17 protein-coding genes and 1 pseudogene are annotated in these 17402 nt (G+C 66.0%); 8 read left to right on the top strand and 10 right to left on the bottom strand.

Translation table 11 applies throughout. From position 1 onward, the window contains the following. Positions 1–54: 54 nt before the first annotated feature. Complete coding sequence (locus METLW4_RS0113950) at positions 55–552, top strand: PaaI family thioesterase (RefSeq protein ID WP_018266836.1); 498 nt, start codon at positions 55–57, stop codon at positions 550–552. Between the two features lie 47 nt (positions 553–599). Here METLW4_RS0113950 and METLW4_RS0113945 read toward each other — a convergent pair whose 3' ends face one another. The 6 genes from METLW4_RS0113945 to METLW4_RS0113920 form a co-directional block, all read right to left on the bottom strand. After that, positions 600–2894 (bottom strand): TonB-dependent receptor family protein, encoded by a 2295-nt coding sequence (locus METLW4_RS0113945; protein WP_026191507.1) that lies wholly within the window; start codon positions 2892–2894, stop codon positions 600–602. Positions 2895–2968: 74 nt separating this feature from the next. After that, the gene (locus tag METLW4_RS0113940) at positions 2969–3316 is read right to left on the bottom strand and encodes a hypothetical protein (RefSeq protein ID WP_157235134.1); all 348 of its coding nucleotides are present in this window, start codon (positions 3314–3316) and stop codon (positions 2969–2971) included. Positions 3317–3431: 115 nt separating this feature from the next. Continuing rightward, positions 3432–4565: a M91 family zinc metallopeptidase gene (locus METLW4_RS0113935; protein WP_018266832.1), complete on the bottom strand. Its 1134-nt coding sequence runs from the start codon at positions 4563–4565 to the stop codon at positions 3432–3434. Between the two features lie 162 nt (positions 4566–4727). After that, positions 4728–5537 (bottom strand): class I SAM-dependent methyltransferase, encoded by an 810-nt coding sequence (locus tag METLW4_RS0113930; RefSeq protein ID WP_018266831.1) that lies wholly within the window; start codon positions 5535–5537, stop codon positions 4728–4730. 21 nt (positions 5538–5558) lie between these two features. Further along, positions 5559–6833: a phosphoribosylamine--glycine ligase gene (purD, locus tag METLW4_RS0113925; RefSeq protein ID WP_018266830.1), complete on the bottom strand. Its 1275-nt coding sequence runs from the start codon at positions 6831–6833 to the stop codon at positions 5559–5561. Positions 6834–6929: 96 nt separating this feature from the next. Next, complete coding sequence (locus METLW4_RS0113920; protein ID WP_018266829.1) at positions 6930–7163, bottom strand: hypothetical protein; 234 nt, start codon at positions 7161–7163, stop codon at positions 6930–6932. Positions 7164–7368: 205 nt separating this feature from the next. Here METLW4_RS0113920 and METLW4_RS0113915 point away from each other — a divergent pair, with 205 nt between their 5' ends. From METLW4_RS0113915 to METLW4_RS24920, 4 genes are all read left to right on the top strand, one after another. Then, positions 7369–7722, top strand: a complete 354-nt coding sequence (locus tag METLW4_RS0113915; protein ID WP_157235132.1) for a hypothetical protein — start codon at positions 7369–7371, stop codon at positions 7720–7722. 55 nt (positions 7723–7777) lie between these two features. After that, positions 7778–10480, top strand: a complete 2703-nt coding sequence (locus METLW4_RS0113910; RefSeq protein ID WP_018266827.1) for a sensor histidine kinase — start codon at positions 7778–7780, stop codon at positions 10478–10480. Between the two features lie 162 nt (positions 10481–10642). After that, positions 10643–10969 (top strand): hypothetical protein, encoded by a 327-nt coding sequence (locus tag METLW4_RS0113905; protein WP_157235130.1) that lies wholly within the window; start codon positions 10643–10645, stop codon positions 10967–10969. A 164-nt stretch (positions 10970–11133) separates the two neighbouring features. After that, positions 11134–11451: a hypothetical protein gene (locus METLW4_RS24920; RefSeq protein WP_018266825.1), complete on the top strand. Its 318-nt coding sequence runs from the start codon at positions 11134–11136 to the stop codon at positions 11449–11451. Between the two features lie 14 nt (positions 11452–11465). Here the strand turns inward: METLW4_RS24920 and METLW4_RS0113895 are convergent, their stop codons facing one another. The 4 genes from METLW4_RS0113895 to nth form a co-directional block, all read right to left on the bottom strand. After that, positions 11466–12698, bottom strand: a complete 1233-nt coding sequence (locus METLW4_RS0113895; RefSeq protein ID WP_018266824.1) for a hypothetical protein — start codon at positions 12696–12698, stop codon at positions 11466–11468. A 129-nt stretch (positions 12699–12827) separates the two neighbouring features. Further along, positions 12828–14045, bottom strand: a complete 1218-nt coding sequence (queG, locus tag METLW4_RS24915) for a tRNA epoxyqueuosine(34) reductase QueG (protein WP_245258455.1) — start codon at positions 14043–14045, stop codon at positions 12828–12830. Beyond that, a complete protein-coding gene (locus METLW4_RS0113885) occupies positions 13943–14635 on the bottom strand; it encodes a glutathione S-transferase family protein (RefSeq protein ID WP_018266821.1) in 693 nt (230 codons plus the stop codon). The genes queG and METLW4_RS0113885 overlap by 103 nt, the downstream gene beginning before the upstream one ends. 406 nt (positions 14636–15041) lie before the next feature. Beyond that, positions 15042–15731 (bottom strand): endonuclease III, encoded by a 690-nt coding sequence (nth, locus tag METLW4_RS0113880; RefSeq protein ID WP_020493743.1) that lies wholly within the window; start codon positions 15729–15731, stop codon positions 15042–15044. 44 nt (positions 15732–15775) lie between these two features. On the opposite strand from nth, the gene METLW4_RS0113875 reads away from it, so the two are divergent. From METLW4_RS0113875 to METLW4_RS28885, 3 genes and pseudogenes are all read left to right on the top strand, one after another. Beyond that, positions 15776–16273: a DUF2244 domain-containing protein gene (locus tag METLW4_RS0113875; protein ID WP_026191506.1), complete on the top strand. Its 498-nt coding sequence runs from the start codon at positions 15776–15778 to the stop codon at positions 16271–16273. Positions 16274–16321: 48 nt separating this feature from the next. Continuing rightward, the gene (locus METLW4_RS0113870) at positions 16322–17221 is read left to right on the top strand and encodes a methylated-DNA--[protein]-cysteine S-methyltransferase (protein ID WP_026191505.1); all 900 of its coding nucleotides are present in this window, start codon (positions 16322–16324) and stop codon (positions 17219–17221) included. 3 nt (positions 17222–17224) lie between these two features. Next, positions 17225–17329 (top strand): annotated as a pseudogene (locus METLW4_RS28885) (DUF1640 domain-containing protein); the annotation flags it as partial. Between the last annotated feature and the right edge of the window lie 73 nt (positions 17330–17402).

The following is a 17402-nucleotide window of genomic DNA, read 5'->3' as shown; positions in this document are numbered from 1 at the left end:
CTTGACGAAACTAAATATATGCCGCAGTTTCAAAAGGCGAGAGGAGATCGCCTCATGTCCGAGGAAACGCAGACCCATGTCGCGGGAGCCCTGCCGTTGGAGCGCTTGGGCTCGATGAGCGGGTTGGAAGTGGTGAGAGCCATGAGCGAAGGTTCCTTGCCCGTGCCGCCGATCATGCTTCTTTTCGCTTTCCGTCCGGTCGAGATCGAAAGCGGGCGCGTCGTCTTCGCGGCGGCGCCGGACGAGCGGCATTATAATCCGCTCGGAACGGTTCACGGAGGCTATATCTCCGCGCTGCTCGACTCCGCCATGAGCTGCGCCGTGCATACGCTGCTGCCGCCGGGCCAGCTCTACACGACGCTGGAGCTGAAGGTGAATTTCACCCGCGCCGTGACGGCCGACGCCGAGATTCGCGCCGAGGGGAAGGTGCTGCACCATGGCCGCAGCATCGCCACGGCGGAGGCGCGACTCTTCGACACGCGCGAGCGCCTGCTCGCCCATGCGACGACGACCTGCATGATCTTCGCCGCCGGCCGCACGCCGAACGGCTGATGAGCGCGCAGGGGAAGGGCGCAGCCGCGCCCTTCCACCACTGCTTTTTAGAATTTGAACCGCACCCCGCCCTGTATCGCGCGCGGCTGGCCCGCATAGATCGAGCTGGTTCCGTTCTGCGCGAGCACGAAGCCGGGGTTCTGAAAGCCCGAGGTGAGCGAGTTGGAGATCACCGTCGCCGAGGCGACATAGGTCCGGTCGAACACATTGCGCACCTCGATAAAGGCGGAGATGTTCTTCAAAAAGCCGATCGAGACGTCACGATCATAATGCAGATTGAGATTGACGAGGCCATAGCCCGGAATGGTGAGCTGATTGCCATTGTCGATGAAATAGGAGCTCTTCAGCACATATTCCAAATAGGCGCCGACGCCTTTGAAGTCGCCTTGCGGAATGTCGTAGCCGATGCGCGTCGTCAGCTCATGCGGAGCGACGCCGGGGATCTTATAGCCGGCGCGGTCGAAGTAGGAGCTCGGCCCGCGCTGCTCGATGAAGCTCGTGAAGATCTGATTATTGTAGGCGTAATTGGCGAGCAGCCGCCAACCGTCGAAAGGCCGCCAATCGAGCAGGAATTCCGCGCCGCGATGGACCGAGCCCGGCGCATTATAAGTGTAGTTCTTGAGGCCGTTGCCGGGCGACTGCGTCAGCATCTCGTTCTGATACCATTCGTAGAAGCCGTTGAGCGTGACTTTCAACGTCTCCGTCGGCGTCCAGTCGAAGCCGGCGTCGAAGCCCGAGTTGCGCTGCGATTTGAGGCCGGTGTTATTGCCGTCGAGCCCCTGCTGATTGACGAAGAGAAAGCCATATTGCGGCGTTCCATAGCCGCTCGAGGCGCGGGCGTAGAACTTCCACTCGCGATCGGGCCGCCATGTCACCGAGGCTTCCGGCGCGAAATTCCAATAGGTGCGATTGGCCGGCACGGCGGTCAGCGCGCCGGAGGGATAGGAGACGGACGAGGACAGCGCGGCGACCTTGCTCATCTCGCTCGCGAGAGCGATGACGCCGGTCACATCCGGCGCCAGCTCCAGCTCCTCGCGGAAGCGCGCGCCGAGATTGGAATGCATGATCTCCTGCTTATTGGTGAGCAATGGCCCGAGATCGCCATTGCCCCAGCCGAGCAGATTTTGCGAATAGGTGGTGAAGCGCGCGTGATTGTACCAGACGCCGAAATTGCTGGTCAGCTGCTGGCCCTGCAGCGCGCCGTGATGGGTGAGATCGGACGATATGTTGATCGAGGGCGCGTCGCCATAAGTGACCGGCGTGTCGATCGGCTGATAGAAATCCTTGTCGTCATAGATGAATTGCGTGCGCAGCACGGTCTGCGCGTCTATGTCGTGCGCCCAGCGCAGGCCCAGCATGTCGCGCCGGTCGTTGCGATGCCAGCCCGATTGCAGCGCGGAGACCTGCGCCGTCGCGCCATTGGTTCCGTTGAGGAAGACGGCCGTCTGTCCGCAGAGGCTGCGGCTGATCGCGGTGGAGGGCGTCGGCAGTCCGTAGCAGCCGCGCTGATAGGGATTGAAATAGAACTGATTGAGCGACATGCGCGCCGGCACATTGCCGTAGAGCTGATTATGGACCCATTTGAAGGTGAAGCGATCGGTCGGCGTCGCCTCGTAGCTCGCCTTCAGATTCACCGTCTGCGTGTTGAAATCCGTATGGGTGGTGGAGCCTTCGCCGCGCGCGTCGCTGGCGAAGAGGGCGATGTCGAAATCTCCGTATTTCTTGCCGATGGCGGTGTAATTGGTGAGATAGCCGAAGCTGCCGGCCTCATGGCCGGTCTCCACGCCGTCGATCTCCGCGCCGGTGCGCGTGCGGAAGTTGATGGCGCCGCCATTGGCCCAATTGCCGAACAGAGCGGAGGAGGGGCCGCGATAGACGTCGACGGCCGCATAGGCGTGCGGATCGGTGGTGTCGGTGCGCGAGAATCCGTCCGGCTGCGTCATGGTGAAGCCGTCCTCGAGCAGCACGATATTGCGCAAGGCGCCGCCGATGCGCGCGCCCGAGCCGCGAATCGACAGCGTCATGTCGCGCGGACCATTGCCCTGCTTGAAGGAGACGCCGGGGCTGTATTCGACGAGATCGCCGATGGTGACGAGCGGCGAGGTCTTGAAATCCTCGCGCTTGACGGTGGTGAAGGTCTGTCCTGTCGGATCGCGATAGACGGGCAGCGCCTTTTTCTCGGGAGAAAATCCCGGCGCGGCGATGGTTTGTCCTGCATCGCGCGGGACGCCTTCGCCGGCGACGTCGATGGAGGGAAGCGCCTCCTGCGCCATGGCGGAGGAAAGAGACGCGACGATGAGCGCGCCGGCGGAAACGCCGCGCGAGAGAATGCTTCTGGTCATGACGAATTATCTCCTGGCGCGGCGTGTGCGCGCGCGGGTCTAAAGGGTGTGGCGGCGAAGCCGCGTTCGACCGATCAGGAGAAGGAGGGCGGCGCCCGCGAAAGCCAGGGCGTGGTCGGCAGAGCGACGCCGGCGCGACGCGTGGCGTCGGCGCGCGCCGCGAATGACGGCGTGTCGGGAGCTGCGAATTTGGCGACGCCGCACAGGATCGCGACGAAGAATGTCACATCGCGTCGTGTGGTCGCCTGCAGGCAGCAGCAGCCTGAGCCTTCGCGCCTATGGTCGGAGTCGGAGGCGTGATGCGAGAGCGCGCAGATTTCCGGCTCCGCGGCGACGAGCGATGCCTCGTCGACATAGGCCGCGCGCGCGGCGAAGCCGGGCGCGACGCTGATCGCAAGTCCGAGAAGCAGGGACAAAATCACGACGATGCGCCCGAATGTCGGGAGCCCTCTCGCGCTGAATCTCTGCCGTCGCTTCGTCATGGCTGCATAATCGGCAGCCGCCCCGAACTGTCAAGTCTCAGGCGCGGATAGAAATTCAGGCGCCGTCGACGAAATAGGAACGACGCGCGCCCGATCTCGGCCGATGACGAAACTCATATTCCCGGATCGGATTGAACTTGGGCCGGCTTTCGGGAAGCATCGCCAAATCGCGATAAAAGCCGGTCTGGCTGTTCATGAAGCGCGTGATGAGAGCCTCGGGAGACATGCTCGTCTTGCCGGGATTGTCGTAGAACGCGTCCGGGTTCGTCATGACATCCCAGTTCTTCGGCGGAGCGGCGATCACATAGAACATGGTCTCGCCATTCACCTCGACTTTGCCCGGGCGACCGCCGGGGCCATCATAGGCTCCGCGTAGAGCCACGCCCTTTTCCGACAGATAGAGATTGGTCAGCATCGTGGCGAGATATTCTTCCTCGTTTCCATAACCGCCGCCTCCGTCCACGGGGAGCCGCGTCTGCAGGCCGCGCAGCTCCCGCGTCACATGGATGAGCTCATGAAACAGCACTTCGTCTGGCAGCGCTCCAGTGGAAGAGGCGTTTTCGGCCAGCCAATCCGCGGGCGAATAGTAGAGCAGGACATCGGAGCCTCTCCCCGTGCCGACGCCGCCGGTGGGCGCGTTGTCGTCGCCACGGATCGGCGCGCCTTTCGCATAGGAAGCCGCATTATTGCCGCGCAAGCCGTCGGTCACATATCCGAGGTCCGTCTTGGGAAAAATCGGCCGCGGCGCGGCGTTGAGCGGGCCGGGCAGCAACACATGCGCCCAATGATCATGCGGCATGATCGAAACGGAGCGACGTCTATTGGCGGCGATCTCCCCGAGCAGCGCCTGCCCGGTCTTGGCGCCCCGGATCGGCGCGAAGGCTTCGACGACATCCTGCTGATATTTATGCGCGGCAAATCGGTATTCGTGAACGACTTGTGGGAATGGACGTTGGCGGACGGCCGTGCGTTTGAAATGCGGCTGCGACGAAGCGAGGAACCGTGACGGGCCTGGCTGGCTATAGGTGGCGAGCCAATCGGGCAAAGAGTAATAGGCGATAAAAATATTGGGATAATTCTTGTCGAGCGGCGTCGAGGCGGCGCGCAGCAGCTCCCGCGCCATGCCCGGCTGCGCGCTTTTCTTCACGAAATCGGCTGCTTCGTCATGATCCCAGCTGTCGTCGCTCATGAAACGGCTCCTTACGAAATTCCGATCGACATGCGCCGTAAGGAGCTTTTCGATCGTCGAAATGGCGTTCGGACAAATTTCGTCAATCTTATCGAAGGGCGTAACGTATCGAAGCCTTTCGGCTTCACAATGGCGACAATAAGGCCGATGCTCGGTCGCGCGTCAGGCGAAGGTCACGCGCGTGATCGCGGGCATGCGCTCGCGGAAAAACGCGAGGCGCATGAGCCCGCCGAACAGCAGCGCGCGCCATCCGCGATACAATCTGTAGTCGAAATGCTCCACCGTCTCGATCGCCGCCCAGCTTCGCAATGTGGGCGCGATCTCGCTGCGGTCGATTCCCCAGGGCATGGGCGGGATGGTGAAATTCAGCGTCAGCTTGCGGCCCTTCAGCGTCTCTTTCGAGAGCCAGCGCGGCACATGGTCGAACAAGAGGCTCGCCTTCGGAAAGCGCTGCGCCATGTCGCGCAGCAGCGACGCTGTTTCCTCCGGCGGAAGATACATGAACAGCCCTTGCGCCGTGACGAAGACGGGGCGCCCTTGCGGAACCTCCTCGAACCAGCGGCGGTCGAGCGCGCTCAGCGCCACATGGCGATGGCGCTCGTCGGGCTCTATGAAGCGCTCGCGTATGGCGATCGACTCCGGCAGATCGACGGTGATCCACAGCGCCTCGCCCGTGTCGGCCACGCGGAATCTGTGAGTCTCCAGGCCTTCGCCGAGATTGACGATCACGCCGTCTGGGTGCGCCGCCAAAAAGGCGCGCAGCGCCGTGTCGAAGACGAGGGCCCGATTGGCGTGCGAGGGCTGCGGCTTGCCGAAGCTCGCCTCATAATCATAGTCGAGCGCGTGATAAATTTCGACGAGCCGCGGATCATGCAGCAATCCGTCCGGCCGCAACGCCTCGCCGGCGCGATTGTGCAGCGTCCACAACATGGTTTCCGGCACGCCGGTGAGATTGGGCGCGATCTTGTCCATGCGGCCTCCTCCTCTCGCGTTTCATGTTTCGCGCGCGATCGCGCGCCAGCCTATGTCGCGGCGGCAAAAGCCCTCGGGCCAGTCGATCGCGTCGACGCCGCGATAGGTGAGCGTCTGCGCCGCCTGCGCCGTGTCGCCGAGCGCGGTGACATTGAGCACGCGTCCGCCGGCGGCGACGAGCGCGTCGCCCTCGCGCCGCGTGCCCGCATGGGTGACGAAGACGCCGTCGATCTCGCCGGCGCGCGCGAGTCCGTTGATCGCCGAGCCCGTCAGTGGCGTTCCCGGATAGCCTTTCGCCGCCAGCACCACGGTGAGCGCGGTCTGCGGCGAGAAGCGCAGCGGCTTCTCCGGCAGCGCGCCCGTGGCGGCGGCGCGCATCAGCGCCAGCAGATCATCCTCGAGGCGCGGCAGCATCGCCTGCGTCTCGGGATCGCCGAAGCGCACATTGAACTCGATGAGCTTCGGCCCATCCTTCGTCAGCATCAGCCCGACGAAGAGCACGCCTTGAAAGGGCGCGCCCATCTCGCGCATGGCGCGCAGAGTCGGCGCGACGATCTCGCGCATCACGCGCGCCTCTATCTGCGGCGTGAAGGCGGGCGCCGGAGAATAGGCGCCCATTCCGCCCGTGTTCGGCCCCGTGTCGCCGTCGCCGACGCGCTTGTGATCCTGCGCGGATGTGAAAGGCAGCGCGCGCTCGCCGTCGCAGATCACGAAGAAGGAGGCCTCCTCGCCCTCGAGCTTCTCCTCTATGACGACTTCCGCGCCGGATTTGCCGAAGGCGCCGGAGAACATGGCCGCGACCGCCTCCTCCGCCTCCTCGAGAGTCTCGGCGACGACGACGCCCTTGCCAGCGGCGAGACCGTCCGCCTTCACCACGATCGGCGCGCCCTTCGCGCGCAGATAGGCGAGCGCTTTCGCCTCATCGTCGAAGCGCTGATAATCGGCGGTGGGAATGGCGTTGGCGCGGCAGAGATCCTTGACGAATCCCTTCGAGCCCTCGAGCTGCGCCGCAGCCTTGGACGGTCCGAAGACCGCGACTCCCTTTGCGCGCAAGAAATCGGCGAGCCCTTCGACGAGCGGCTGCTCCGGCCCGACGACGACGAGCTCTATGCGCCGCTCTGCGCAGAAGGCCGCGACGGCGGCATGATCCGAAACATCGAGAGGCGCGAGCTCCGCTATCTCTGCGACGCCGGGATTGCCCGGCGCGGCGTAGAGTCGAGTGAGAAGCGCGCTTTTCGAGAGCGCCCGGGCGATCGCATGCTCGCGGCCGCCGGAGCCGATGAGGAGAACATTCATCCTGTGATCCGGGACAATTGAGGTCGGCCCTTCAATAGGGCCTCGCGTCGCCGGACGGAAGAGGGCGGCGCATCGCGCAGCCCGCGCTCTGCGATATCACGCCTTTGCGAGATCTCCGCCGCGCGGGCCGGCGTGGCGCGCCCTCATCAGGCGACGGCGGCGCAGCAGCAGGATGAGCGCGCCCGCGCGGGTCGCGGGTCTCGGGACGAGTCTCGGGGCGAGCGCGGGCGTCGCCTTTCGCTCCCAGGCGCTTCGATAGATGCGCCAGGCTGCGGCATAGGCGACGGTGAGCGCAGAGCCGGCGATCGCCGCGCTGATGATCTGAAACATGCTCGTCTCCTCTAGAAGGTGAACGGCGGCACGATGCGTCGCCTCGCCGTAAGGAAGCCATTCGCGATTTGCGGGAGGCGCATAAGGGCTGCGTAAAGATCGAGCGTGAGCGCGAGATTTCTGGCTATTGACGAGGTCGGGCCGGTGGTGGCGTCTATTTCAAAGTCGAACGACCAAGCGGGGGCCGAACATGCTTCGAAAGGTGATGAAGCTATTCGAAATGTGGTCAGGACGTGTTGGCCGCGTCGAGTTGACGGGCGAAGGACTTCGCTGTTGTGATGCTAGAGACGGCGAGCATCTCATCAAGTGGGAAAGCCTCCAGACCATAGAGGGATTCAAGCGTGACCAGATCACGACCGATCTGATCTGTCTCGCGATCACCTATTACAACGAGACAGAAAAGATTGCTGAAATCAACGAGGACATGAAAGGCTTCTTTGAAGCGGCGAGCGAGTTGGAACGGCAGAGGTTTCTCGAGCCGAATTGGTGGAAGCTCGTTAACTCACAACCTTTTCAGGTGCAGAAATTCGTTCTTTTCACTTCGTCGGGTTCTTATTGATTCGCGTGAATCTGGGCCGTATTCAACCCATGAATGTCATGAGAGCTAAAGGACAATGGCGGAGACGGGAAGCGAATTCGAACGTCGGCCGGACCCGGACGCGCTGCTCGCGCTCGCCGATCGCGAGAAGCGCGGCAAGCTGCGCGTCTTTCTCGGCGCGGCGCCGGGCGTCGGCAAGACTTACGCAATGCTCGCTCGCGCTCGCGCCTTGAAGACCGATGGCGTCGATGTCGTCATCGGCCTCGTCGAGACGCATGGGCGCCGCGAGACGGAGGCGCTGACGGAAGGCCTCGAGATTCTGCCGCGCCGCAAGATCGAATATCGCGGCCGCACGCTCGAGGAGTTCGACGTCGACGCCGCGCTCGCGCGTCATCCGGCGCTCATCGTCGTCGATGAGCTCGCGCACACCAATGCGCCGGACAGCCGTCACCCGAAGCGCTGGCAGGACGTCGAGGAGCTGCTCGACAGCGGCGTCGATGTGTGGACCGCGCTCAATATTCAGCATCTCGAGAGTCTCGCCGATGTCGTCTCGCGCATCGCCGGCGTCGCCGTGCGCGAGACGGTTCCCGATCGCGTGCTGCAGGACGCCGCCGATGTCGTGCTCGTCGATGTGACGCCGGACGAGTTGCTGCAGCGCTTGCGAGAGGGAAAGGTCTATGTGCCCGACATGGCGCGCCGCGCCGTGCAGAATTTCTTCACGCCGCGCAATCTCACGGCGTTGCGAGAGCTGGCGCTGCGCCGCACGGCGGAGCGCGTCGACGATCAGATGGTCGATTATCTGCGGCAGAACGCGATCGAAGGGCCATGGGCGACATCGGAGCGGCTGCTCGTCTGCGTCGGCTCCGATCGTCTGTCGGAATTCGTCGTGCGCGCCGGCGCGCGCCTCGCGACCGGGCCCAATGCGCCTTGGATCGCGCTGCATCTCGAGCGCGCGGGCGAAGAGGAGCAGGACGCCGAGCGCGCGCGGCGCATCGACGAGGCGCTGCGATTGGCCGAGCGTCTCGGCGCGACGGTGGAGCGCGTCTCCGGCCATGATCTCGCCGGCGAGGCGCTGAGATTCGCGCGGCGCGAGAACATCACGCAGATCGTCGTCGGCCGCTCGCGCGCCGGTCAGCTTGCGCGGCTGTGGCGCAAATCGCTGACAGACGAGATCGTGCGGCGCTCGGACGACATCGCCGTGCAGGTCATCACCGAGAGCCGCGCGAAAGCCGAGGAAGAAGCGCGGCCGCGCAAGGCGCGCTCCGCTCATGGCGAATTCTGGCGCGGCGTCGGCGCGACATTCGCCTCCGTCGCTTGCGCCACGCTCGTCGCCTGGCCGCTCGACATGTGGCTGCATCTTCCCAATCTCGGGATGATCTTTCTCGCCTCCGTCGTGTTCTGCGCGCTCGCCGCCGGCGTGTGGTCGGCCGTCGCGGCCTCCATTCTGTCCTTCTTCGCCTTCGATTTTTTCTTCGTCGATCCGCGCTATGAATTCACCATCTCGCAGGCGCACGAGTTTTTGTCGCTGCTCGTCTACACTTTCGTCGCCATAGTGACCGGCACGCTCGCCGGCCGCGTGCGCGAGCAATCGCGCGCCATGCGCGCGCGGGCGGAGGCGGCGCAATCGCTGTTCGAATTCTCGCGCAAATTGTCGAGCGCGGCCTCGCTCGACGAGGTGATGTGGGCCGCCGCCATGCATGCGCAAAAGGCGCTCGACGCAAAGAGCGCGGTGCTTCTCGCGCCAGACGACGGCGAGCTGACGATCGCCGCCGCCTGGCCGCCGATCGACCAATTGGACGCGAAGGAGGCGGGCGCCGCGCGCTGGGCCTATGAGCGCGCCGAGCCGGCGGGACTGCGCAGCGGCACGCTGCCGAACATTCGCTTCGCGTTTCGTCCGCTGGCGACGACGCGCGGCGTCGTGGCGGTGATCGGCCTCGAGCCGAAGAATGCGCAGGAGCCGCCCTCGGCGCAGAACGAGCGCATGCTGACGGCGATTCTCGAGCAGACGGCCATAGCGGTCGATCGCGCGCTGCTGGTGAGGGAATCGGTGCGCGCCGCCGCGCTCGAGGAGAATGAGAAGCTGCGCAGCACGCTGCTCGCCTCGCTCTCGCATGATCTGCGCACGCCGCTCGCCTCCATCACCGGCGCCGTCACCAGCCTGCGCCAGCTCGGCGATCGGCTCGCCGATACGGATCGGCTCGATCTGCTCGTGTCCATAGAGGAGGAGGCGGCGCGGCTGTCGCGCTTCGTCGTCAATCTGCTCGATATGTCGCGCATCGAATCGGGCGCGCTGGCGCCGCGGCGCGAGCTCGTCGATGTCGGCGACGCCGTGCGCTCCGCGATGGAGCGCAGCCGCAAGGAGTTTCCGCAGCTGAAGGTTTCGGCGAGCCTCGCGCCCGATCTGCCGGCGATTCGCGGCGACGCCGGCCTGCTGGCGCAGATCGTGTTCAACCTGCTCGACAATGCGCATAAATATGGCGGCGGCCAGGCCTCGGTCTACGCCCGTCGCGACGGCGACGAGCTGCTGCTCACCGTGACCGACGAAGGGCCGGGCGTGAAGCCGGCCGATCTCGAGCGCATATTCGAGAAATTCTACCGCGGCGGGCGCATCGACGGGCGCAAGGCCGGCACGGGCCTCGGCCTCTCCATCTGCCGCGGCCTCGTCGAGGCGATGGGCGGCTCCATCGTCGCGCAGAGCCCGGCCATCCGCCGCAAGGGCACGCGAATCGCGCTGCGTTTTCCCATTCCCGAGCCGCCGCGCCGCGACGCTGTGGCATGAGCGCATCACCCGTCGAAAATTAGAAAAACGCGCGGGGCACGGCCACGTTTTCGCCGTTCATTTACGTTTTCTGGCTTTCATCGACGCGCTCGGCGCGCGGCTAGTGGGCGCGACTCGGGGACAGGCCGTCCGAGCGACGCCCCTGGTGTGATGGAGAGAGTCATGAGGGAGATTTCGGCACGAAAATTCGCGGGCGCGCTCGTCGCGCTCGGCCTCGGCGTCGCGCCGATCGTGACGGCCGCGCCGGCCGCTGCGGGCGATCCGGGCGCGGCCATCGCCGCGGGCATCGGCGGCTTCGCGCTCGGCGCGCTCGCCGGCGGCGCAGCGCGTCCGGTTGCGCCGCCCCCGCCCTATTATGGCGCGCCGGCCTATTATCCGGCCCCGGTCTATGAAGCGCCGCCGCCCTATCGCTGCTGGCGCGAGCGTCGCCCGGTGTTCGACGAATATGGCGTCGTCGTCGGCTATCGTCCCACCCGCGTCTGCGAGTGAGGCGCGAGGAAAGGCATTGAGGCGAGGCTCCGGCCTCGCCTTTCGGTTTCTACGGTCTCTGCAACCATCGCCGACGTCGCCGCGTTACAGCCCATGAGAGGCGCGGCCGACGCTTCGGGGAGAGTTCCTCGCTCCAGTCGGCCCTTCGCCGGGAGCGTCGAATCATGGTGTCGAGAAATTCGGTCCTGTCGAGAAATTCGCGAATTCTTCTCGCCGTGACGGTCGCGGCCAGCCTCGGCGCGTCCGTCGCCGCCACGCCGTCGCTCGGCGCGCGTTTCGAGGCGCCTGCTGCGCCCTCTCTCATCACCAGGACGACGCTCGGCGACAGCGCGACCGTGCTGCGTCCCTTCGGCGATGGTCCGGCGATTCTGATCGGCCGCGCCTATGGCGCCGATGACGAGGATTGCGTGCTGGCCGTCACTCGCGTCGAAGGCTCGGACGGTCAGGTCAGCGTCGCCCGCGGAATCGCCTGCCCGCAATAAGAAGCGTCAAAGCGTCATCGGACGACGAGCCGTCCCATTCCGCCATTGGGCTCGAGGCGCGGGCGGCGCGTGCGGAACTGCCCCTTCAGCACGAGAGCATAGGCGATTGCATTGAGGCCGGCGAGCGTCAGCCACCAGAGCTGCTCGGCCGCCGGTCCCAGCACGCAGATCGTCAGACCCGTCGCCAGGCCGCCGAGCAGGAAGGGCGCGAGCACCGGCCGTGTCCGCCCGATGACATAAAAGGCGCGGGCGACGACGGCGGCGAGGCCGAGCGCGCCGAGAACGCCGAGATCGAACCACACTTGGAACAGCATGCTGCGCGGCGTGTCCGGGTAGAGATAATGCCCGGCGACGCCGAAGACCGCCGCGCCGAAGCCATGGCCGATGAGGAGCCGCGGCCCGTCATTGGCGATGATTCGTCCCCATGTCTCGAGCGGGGCGGCGAAGGTCGGCAGCCGCTCGGGCGCGACGAGATGCACGAGGATGGGCGCCAGCGGAGCCAGCAGGATCAGCGCCGCCGAGAGGATCGCCAGCAGCGAGCCGGCGCGTCGCGCCTTGCCGAAGGACAGCGCCAGCGCCAGCGCGCCGACTATCAGCGCGGGCAGCGCATTGGGCGCGCGCGCCAGCAGGCAGGCGGCGACGCTGACGAGAGCGAGAAGGGCGGCGGACACCCAGCGTCCGCGCAGCGCCAGCGCGCCGAGCGCCGGCCAGATCGCCAGCGCCAGGCCGAGGCCGGCGCGCTGCAGCGCATTGCTGTCGAGATCGAGCGGCGGATCGCCGCCATTCGCCGAGAGCAGAGCGACGGCGGCGAGGGCCGCGGCGGCGGCGCCGGTGCCGATCGGCAGGAGATTGAGATTGGAGGTCTTGGTGCGCGCCGGCAGCAGAGCGCAGGCGGCGGCGACCAGCGCCAAGGTCGCGGCGCTCTTGGCGTAGCGCTCCGCCGGGCCGGCGCCGAAGGGCGTCCAGGCGAGCGACAATCCCGTCCAGCCGACAAAGAAGAAAGCGGCGAGGGCGGTCGGCGTCAGCGCCAGCACGGCGATCTCGCGCAGCCGCCGCGACTCCGGCGCGAGGCTGGCCGAGAGCAGCAGCAGCGCGGCGCCGATGGGCAGCAGTATATAGATGGTCTGCCGCGTCAGGATCGGCGCGAGCTGCGAGATGATGAACAGCAGCATGATGCTGAGACGCGCCAAAAGGCGCGCCGCCTCGGCGGCTGGATCATCTATTGTGCGTCGCGAAACATTGGGCATGGCGGCGGCGTTCGGCGTGAGGCGCGCGCCCGAGGGCGGCGCAGAGAACTCTACTGTTTGTGCTGCGGCGAATCCATGGATGCGCCGGCGTTGCGCCGCGGCAATCTGCGTCGCGGCGTCACTTTTTCGTCAGGTGTGTCCTTTTGCCCACTCGTCGCGCACCGCTACGTCTTTTTCCTCGGCGAGAGCTTTCCCGGCGAGAGCGGAAAAATCTCCCGCAGGGAGAAGCCGCGCCAGCGCCCAGACGGATGCGCCGCGCGCGAGCGCCGACGAATCGGAGAGCAGCGGCCGGAGAGCGGCGGCGAGCCGTGGGTTTTTCGAATTGCCGATGGCGATCGCCACATTGCGCCGAAAGCGCGCATGGCCGAGCCGCTTCACCGGCGTTCCCGCGAAGAGCGCGCGAAAGCCGGCGTCGTCCAGCGCGGCGAGATCGGCGAGGGGGAGCGCGGAGAGATCCTCGCGCAGGGCGAGCTTGGCGTCCCGCGTCGCTCGCGCGAATTTGTTCCAGGGGCAGACGGCGAGGCAATCGTCGCAGCCGAAGATGCGATTGCCGATGGCTTCGCGGAACTCGCGCGGGATCTGGCCCTTGTGCTCTATGGTGAGGTAGGCGACGCAGCGCCGCGCATCGAGGCGGTAGGGCGCCGGAAAGGCCTTGGTCGGGCAGGCGTCGAGACAGGCGCGGCAGGAGCCGCAATGATCCTGCTCCGGCGCATCGGGCGTGAGCGAAAGATCGGTGAAGATCGCGCCGAGCAGAAGCCAGGAGCCGAAGCGCCGCGAAACGAGATTGGTATGCTTGCCCTGCCAGCCGAGCCCGGCCGCCTGCGCCAGCGGCTTTTCCATCACCGGCGCCGTGTCGACGAAGACCTTGACCTCGCCGCCGCCGGCCTGCGCCAGCAGAAAGCCGGCGAGCTGCTTCAGCCGACCCTTTATGACCTCGTGATAGTCGCGTCGGCGCGCATAGAGCGACACGGCGCCGCGATCGGGCTTCTCCAGCGTCGCCAGCGGATCGCCGGACGCGCCGTAATCGACGCCGAGCATTATTATGGAGCGCGCCTGCGGCCACAGCGCCTTGGGCGCGGCGCGTCGCTCGGCGGTTTCCGCCATCCAGTCCATATCGCCATGGGCGCCGGATTCGAGCCATTGCGCGAGCCGCTCGCCCGCCTCTGCCGGGGCGTCGGCGGCGGCTATGGCGCAGAGATCGAAGCCGAGCGTGGCCGCGCGGCCGCGCAGCGCCTGCTCGAGGCTCAGAAGTCCAGCTCGGCGTAGACCGGCCCCGGCGTCATGCCCGGCGCGCGATCGGCCAGCAGGGGACGGAAGGCCGGCCGCGACTTGATCCGCTGATACCAATGCTTGACCGTCTCGTCCTCGTCCCATGGCACGTCGCCCAGATAGTCGACGCAGGAGAGATGAGCCGCAGCGGCGAAATCCGCATAGGTGAGGGATTCGCCCGCCAGCCAGCGCCGCGCCTCGGTCAGATAGCCGATATAGCGAATATGGGGACGCAGATTGGCGCGCGCGACCCGCAGCAGATCCATGTCCGGCGCGCCGCCGCCGATCTCCGGCGCGAGAAAGCGCTTGTAGACTTTCTCGGTGACCAGATAATTCGTCACCTCGTCGAAGAATTTGACATTGAACCATTCGATCAGCCGGCGCGTCTCTATGCGCTCGTGCAGTCCGAGCGGCATCAGCCGCAGGCCGCGGAAATCCGGCGGCAGGCAATCCTCGAGATATTCGACGATGACGCTCGCGCCCGGAATCACAGTCCCGTCGTCGTCGACGAGCACCGGCGTCTTGCCGGCCGGGTCGAGCGTCAAAAACTCCCGCCGCCGCTCGGCCGCCCGCTCCTCGACCAGCGTCGTCTCGATCCCGTATTCGGCGAGAATCAGCCGCACGAAGCGGGAATGGGGGCAGAGCGGATGATGATAGAGAGTGGGCATGGAGCCGTGATGTGACGGCGAAACGCCGGAAACTGCGCCTGGCCGCGCGAAAGCGGAGACGTTCGTATAAGTCGGCGCGCGCGGCGCGACAAGCGCAGAGATTGTGCTCGGCCGGCCTTTGGCTTCGCTCTAATTGTCTGAAAATAATCCACTTCGGGCCGGTCCGCGCCGGCGCCTGCGAAACCGGCCGCGACCCGCCTTTTTTATGGGCTGCGTTAATGATTGGTTTCTGATTCGTGGCCTCGGCTCGGCGCGCGCGAGGGGCGGAGAATTCGAAACCCATGACCCCTCCCTCCACGCGGCCGGACTATGGCTGTGGTTTAGCGGGAGAGCGGGGCGACGTTCGTGCGCTGGCGCACATTCCGGCCCGAAAAGAGCGGGCTGGCCGTCAGATCGTCTTGCCATCTCAGATCGTCTTGCCCTCGAAACGGCAGAGATCGGCGATGATGCAGCGCTCGCATTCCGGCCGGCGCGCCTTGCACACATAGCGGCCGTGCAGGATCAGCCAGTGATGCGCATGGAGCTTGAAGCGCTCGGGCACGATTTTCTCGAGGCCGGCCTCCACCTGCTCGACGGTCTTGCCCTTGGTCAGCGGCAGCCGGTTGGAGACGCGGAAAATATGCGTGTCCACCGCGATCACCGGCACATGAAAGGCGATGTTGAGCACCACATTGGCGGTCTTGCGGCCGACGCCGGGCAGCGCCTGCAGCGCCTCGCGGTCGCAGGGAACCTCGCCGCCGTGCTTCTCGATCAGCTGCGCGCAGAGGGCGATGACATTCTTCGCCTTGGTGGGATAGAGGCCGATCGTCTTGATATAGCCGCAGAGCCCTTCGACGCCGAGCGCGAGCATTTTTTGCGGCGTGTCGGCGATTTGGAACAGAGCGCGCGTCGCCTTGTTGACGCCGACGTCGGTCGCCTGGGCGGAGAGCACCACGGCGACGAGCAGAGTGAAGACATTCACATGCTCGAGCTCGCCTTTGGGATGCGGATCGGCCGCCTCGAGACGCGCGAAAATCTCATCGATGCGCGCAGCCTCGCGGCTGCGCGGCGATGCGGGACGCCGCGCCTTGGCGAGCGAGCTCTTTTCGTTCGGCATAAAGGCGTTATAACTCGGCATTCTGGAGAACGAAAGGCGGCGGCGTGACAGCGAGCGCACCTTCTGCGGAAGCCATTTATCAGACGCGGCTGATCCCGCATCGCTCGATGACGCTGCGGCAGGCGCATGTGTTCATCCTGCTGTTCGGCGCGGGCACATGCGCGCTGTCGGTTCCCTTCTATATTCTCGGCGCGTGGCCGGTCGTCGGCTTCATGGGGCTGGACGTGCTGGCGCTCTATGTCGCGCTGCGTGTGAGCTTTCGTTCGGCCAGAGCTTTCGAGAGCATCAGCCTCACCCCTTTCGAGCTCGTCATCGTCAAGAAGAGCGCCTATGGCCTGCGGCGGGAGCGGCGTTTCGACACTTATTGGCTGCGGCTCGAGACGGAAGAGGACGAGGAGTTCGGCATGCAGCGCGTGCTGCTCGTCTCGCGCGGGGAGCGCATCGAGATCGGCGGCTTTCTCGCGCCGGAGCAGAGGGCCGCGCTCGCCGAGGAGCTTTCGCGCGCGCTGGCGACGGCCAAGCGCGGGCCGTTTTATTCCTGACGCGTTTTCGGGTGGCGGCTCTCGGTCGCGCGCGCCATGATGCGCCGCATGACCCTGCGCACCGACATCATCCCTCCTCTCGCCGAAACGCGGCCGCAGGAGGATTACGCCAAGGTGGCGGAGACGATCCGCTTCATCGGCGAGAATTGGCGCCGGCAGCCCGCGGTCGAGGAAATGGCGGAGGCGGCGGGCCTGTCCGAAGCGCATTTGCGCGCCTTGTTCCGGCGCTGGGCGGGACTCTCGCCCAAGGCCTTCCTCGAGGCGTTGACGCTGCGCCATGCGCGCGCGCTGCTCGGCGGCGAGACGAACCTGCTCGACGCCTCGCTGTCGCTCGGTCTTTCCGGTCCTTCGCGCCTGCATGATCTCTTCGTGACCCATGAGGCGCTGACGCCGGGCGAATATAAGCGCGGCGGCGAGGGGCTGGAGATGCGCTACGGCTTCCATCCTTCGCCTTTCGGCGAGGCGATTTTGGTCGCGACAGAGCGCGGCCTCGCCGGGCTCGGCTTCGTCGACGGCGTGCGCGCGGAGGCGTTGGACGATCTTCGCCGTCGCTGGCCGAAGGCGCGATTCTCGCTCGATGGCGCGGCGACCGCGGCTTACGCGCGGCGCGCTTTCGATCCGGCGGAATGGCGGCCGGACCGGCCCTTGCGCCTCGTGCTGATCGGCTCGGAATTCGACGTTTCGGTCTGGGAGGCGCTGCTCGACATCGACATGGGCCGGGCGACCACTTACGGCGCGCTCGCGCGGCGGCTCGGCAAGCCCGGAGCCGCGCGAGCGGTGGGCGCGTCTGTCGGGCGCAATCCCGTTTCCTTCATCGTGCCGTGCCATCGCGTGCTCGGGGCGAGCGGCGCGCTCACCGGCTATCATTGGGGGCTGACGCGAAAGCAGGCGATCATCGGCTGGGAGGCCGGGCGTCTCGCGCCTTTGGCGGCCGACAGAGAGGCGTGAGGCATGGAGAAGCTCGAGGCCGCGGGCGTTCCGCATGCTCAGGCCAAGGCGACAGCGGAGGCTTTTGCCGAGGCGACGAGCCAGGAACTGGCGACGAAGGCCGATCTGGCACCGTAAAGACGGACCTGGAGTCGAAGATCGAAAAAGCCGAGCTGCGTCTCGTGGCGAAGATCGAGGCCAC

Origin of the sequence: Methylosinus sp. LW4, assembly GCF_000379125.1 — a bacterium.
Lineage (GTDB): Bacteria > Pseudomonadota > Alphaproteobacteria > Rhizobiales > Beijerinckiaceae > Methylosinus.
This window is presented reverse-complemented; position numbering and strand designations above follow the sequence as displayed.

Bases quoted from the DNA above. Each gene is read 5' to 3' on its own strand.
- METLW4_RS0113905 (WP_157235130.1), top strand. From the start codon at position 10,643: ATGAGGGAGATTTCGGCACGAAAATTCGCGGGCGCGCTCGTCGCGCTC.
- METLW4_RS24920 (WP_018266825.1), top strand. From the start codon at position 11,134: ATGGTGTCGAGAAATTCGGTCCTGTCGAGAAATTCGCGAATTCTTCTC.
- METLW4_RS0113930 (WP_018266831.1), bottom strand. From the start codon at position 5,537: ATGGACAAGATCGCGCCCAATCTCACCGGCGTGCCGGAAACCATGTTG.
- METLW4_RS0113920 (WP_018266829.1), bottom strand. From the start codon at position 7,163: ATGTTTCAGATCATCAGCGCGGCGATCGCCGGCTCTGCGCTCACCGTC.
- purD (WP_018266830.1), bottom strand. From the start codon at position 6,833: ATGAATGTTCTCCTCATCGGCTCCGGCGGCCGCGAGCATGCGATCGCC.
- METLW4_RS0113915 (WP_157235132.1), top strand. From the start codon at position 7,369: ATGAAGCTATTCGAAATGTGGTCAGGACGTGTTGGCCGCGTCGAGTTG.
- METLW4_RS0113935 (WP_018266832.1), bottom strand. From the start codon at position 4,565: ATGAGCGACGACAGCTGGGATCATGACGAAGCAGCCGATTTCGTGAAG.
- METLW4_RS0113910 (WP_018266827.1), top strand. From the start codon at position 7,778: ATGGCGGAGACGGGAAGCGAATTCGAACGTCGGCCGGACCCGGACGCG.
- METLW4_RS0113945 (WP_026191507.1), bottom strand. From the start codon at position 2,894: ATGACCAGAAGCATTCTCTCGCGCGGCGTTTCCGCCGGCGCGCTCATC.
- METLW4_RS0113950 (WP_018266836.1), top strand. From the start codon at position 55: ATGTCCGAGGAAACGCAGACCCATGTCGCGGGAGCCCTGCCGTTGGAG.
- METLW4_RS0113885 (WP_018266821.1), bottom strand. From the start codon at position 14,635: ATGCCCACTCTCTATCATCATCCGCTCTGCCCCCATTCCCGCTTCGTG.
- nth (WP_020493743.1), bottom strand. From the start codon at position 15,731: ATGCCGAACGAAAAGAGCTCGCTCGCCAAGGCGCGGCGTCCCGCATCG.
- METLW4_RS0113870 (WP_026191505.1), top strand. From the start codon at position 16,322: ATGACCCTGCGCACCGACATCATCCCTCCTCTCGCCGAAACGCGGCCG.
- METLW4_RS0113895 (WP_018266824.1), bottom strand. From the start codon at position 12,698: ATGCCCAATGTTTCGCGACGCACAATAGATGATCCAGCCGCCGAGGCG.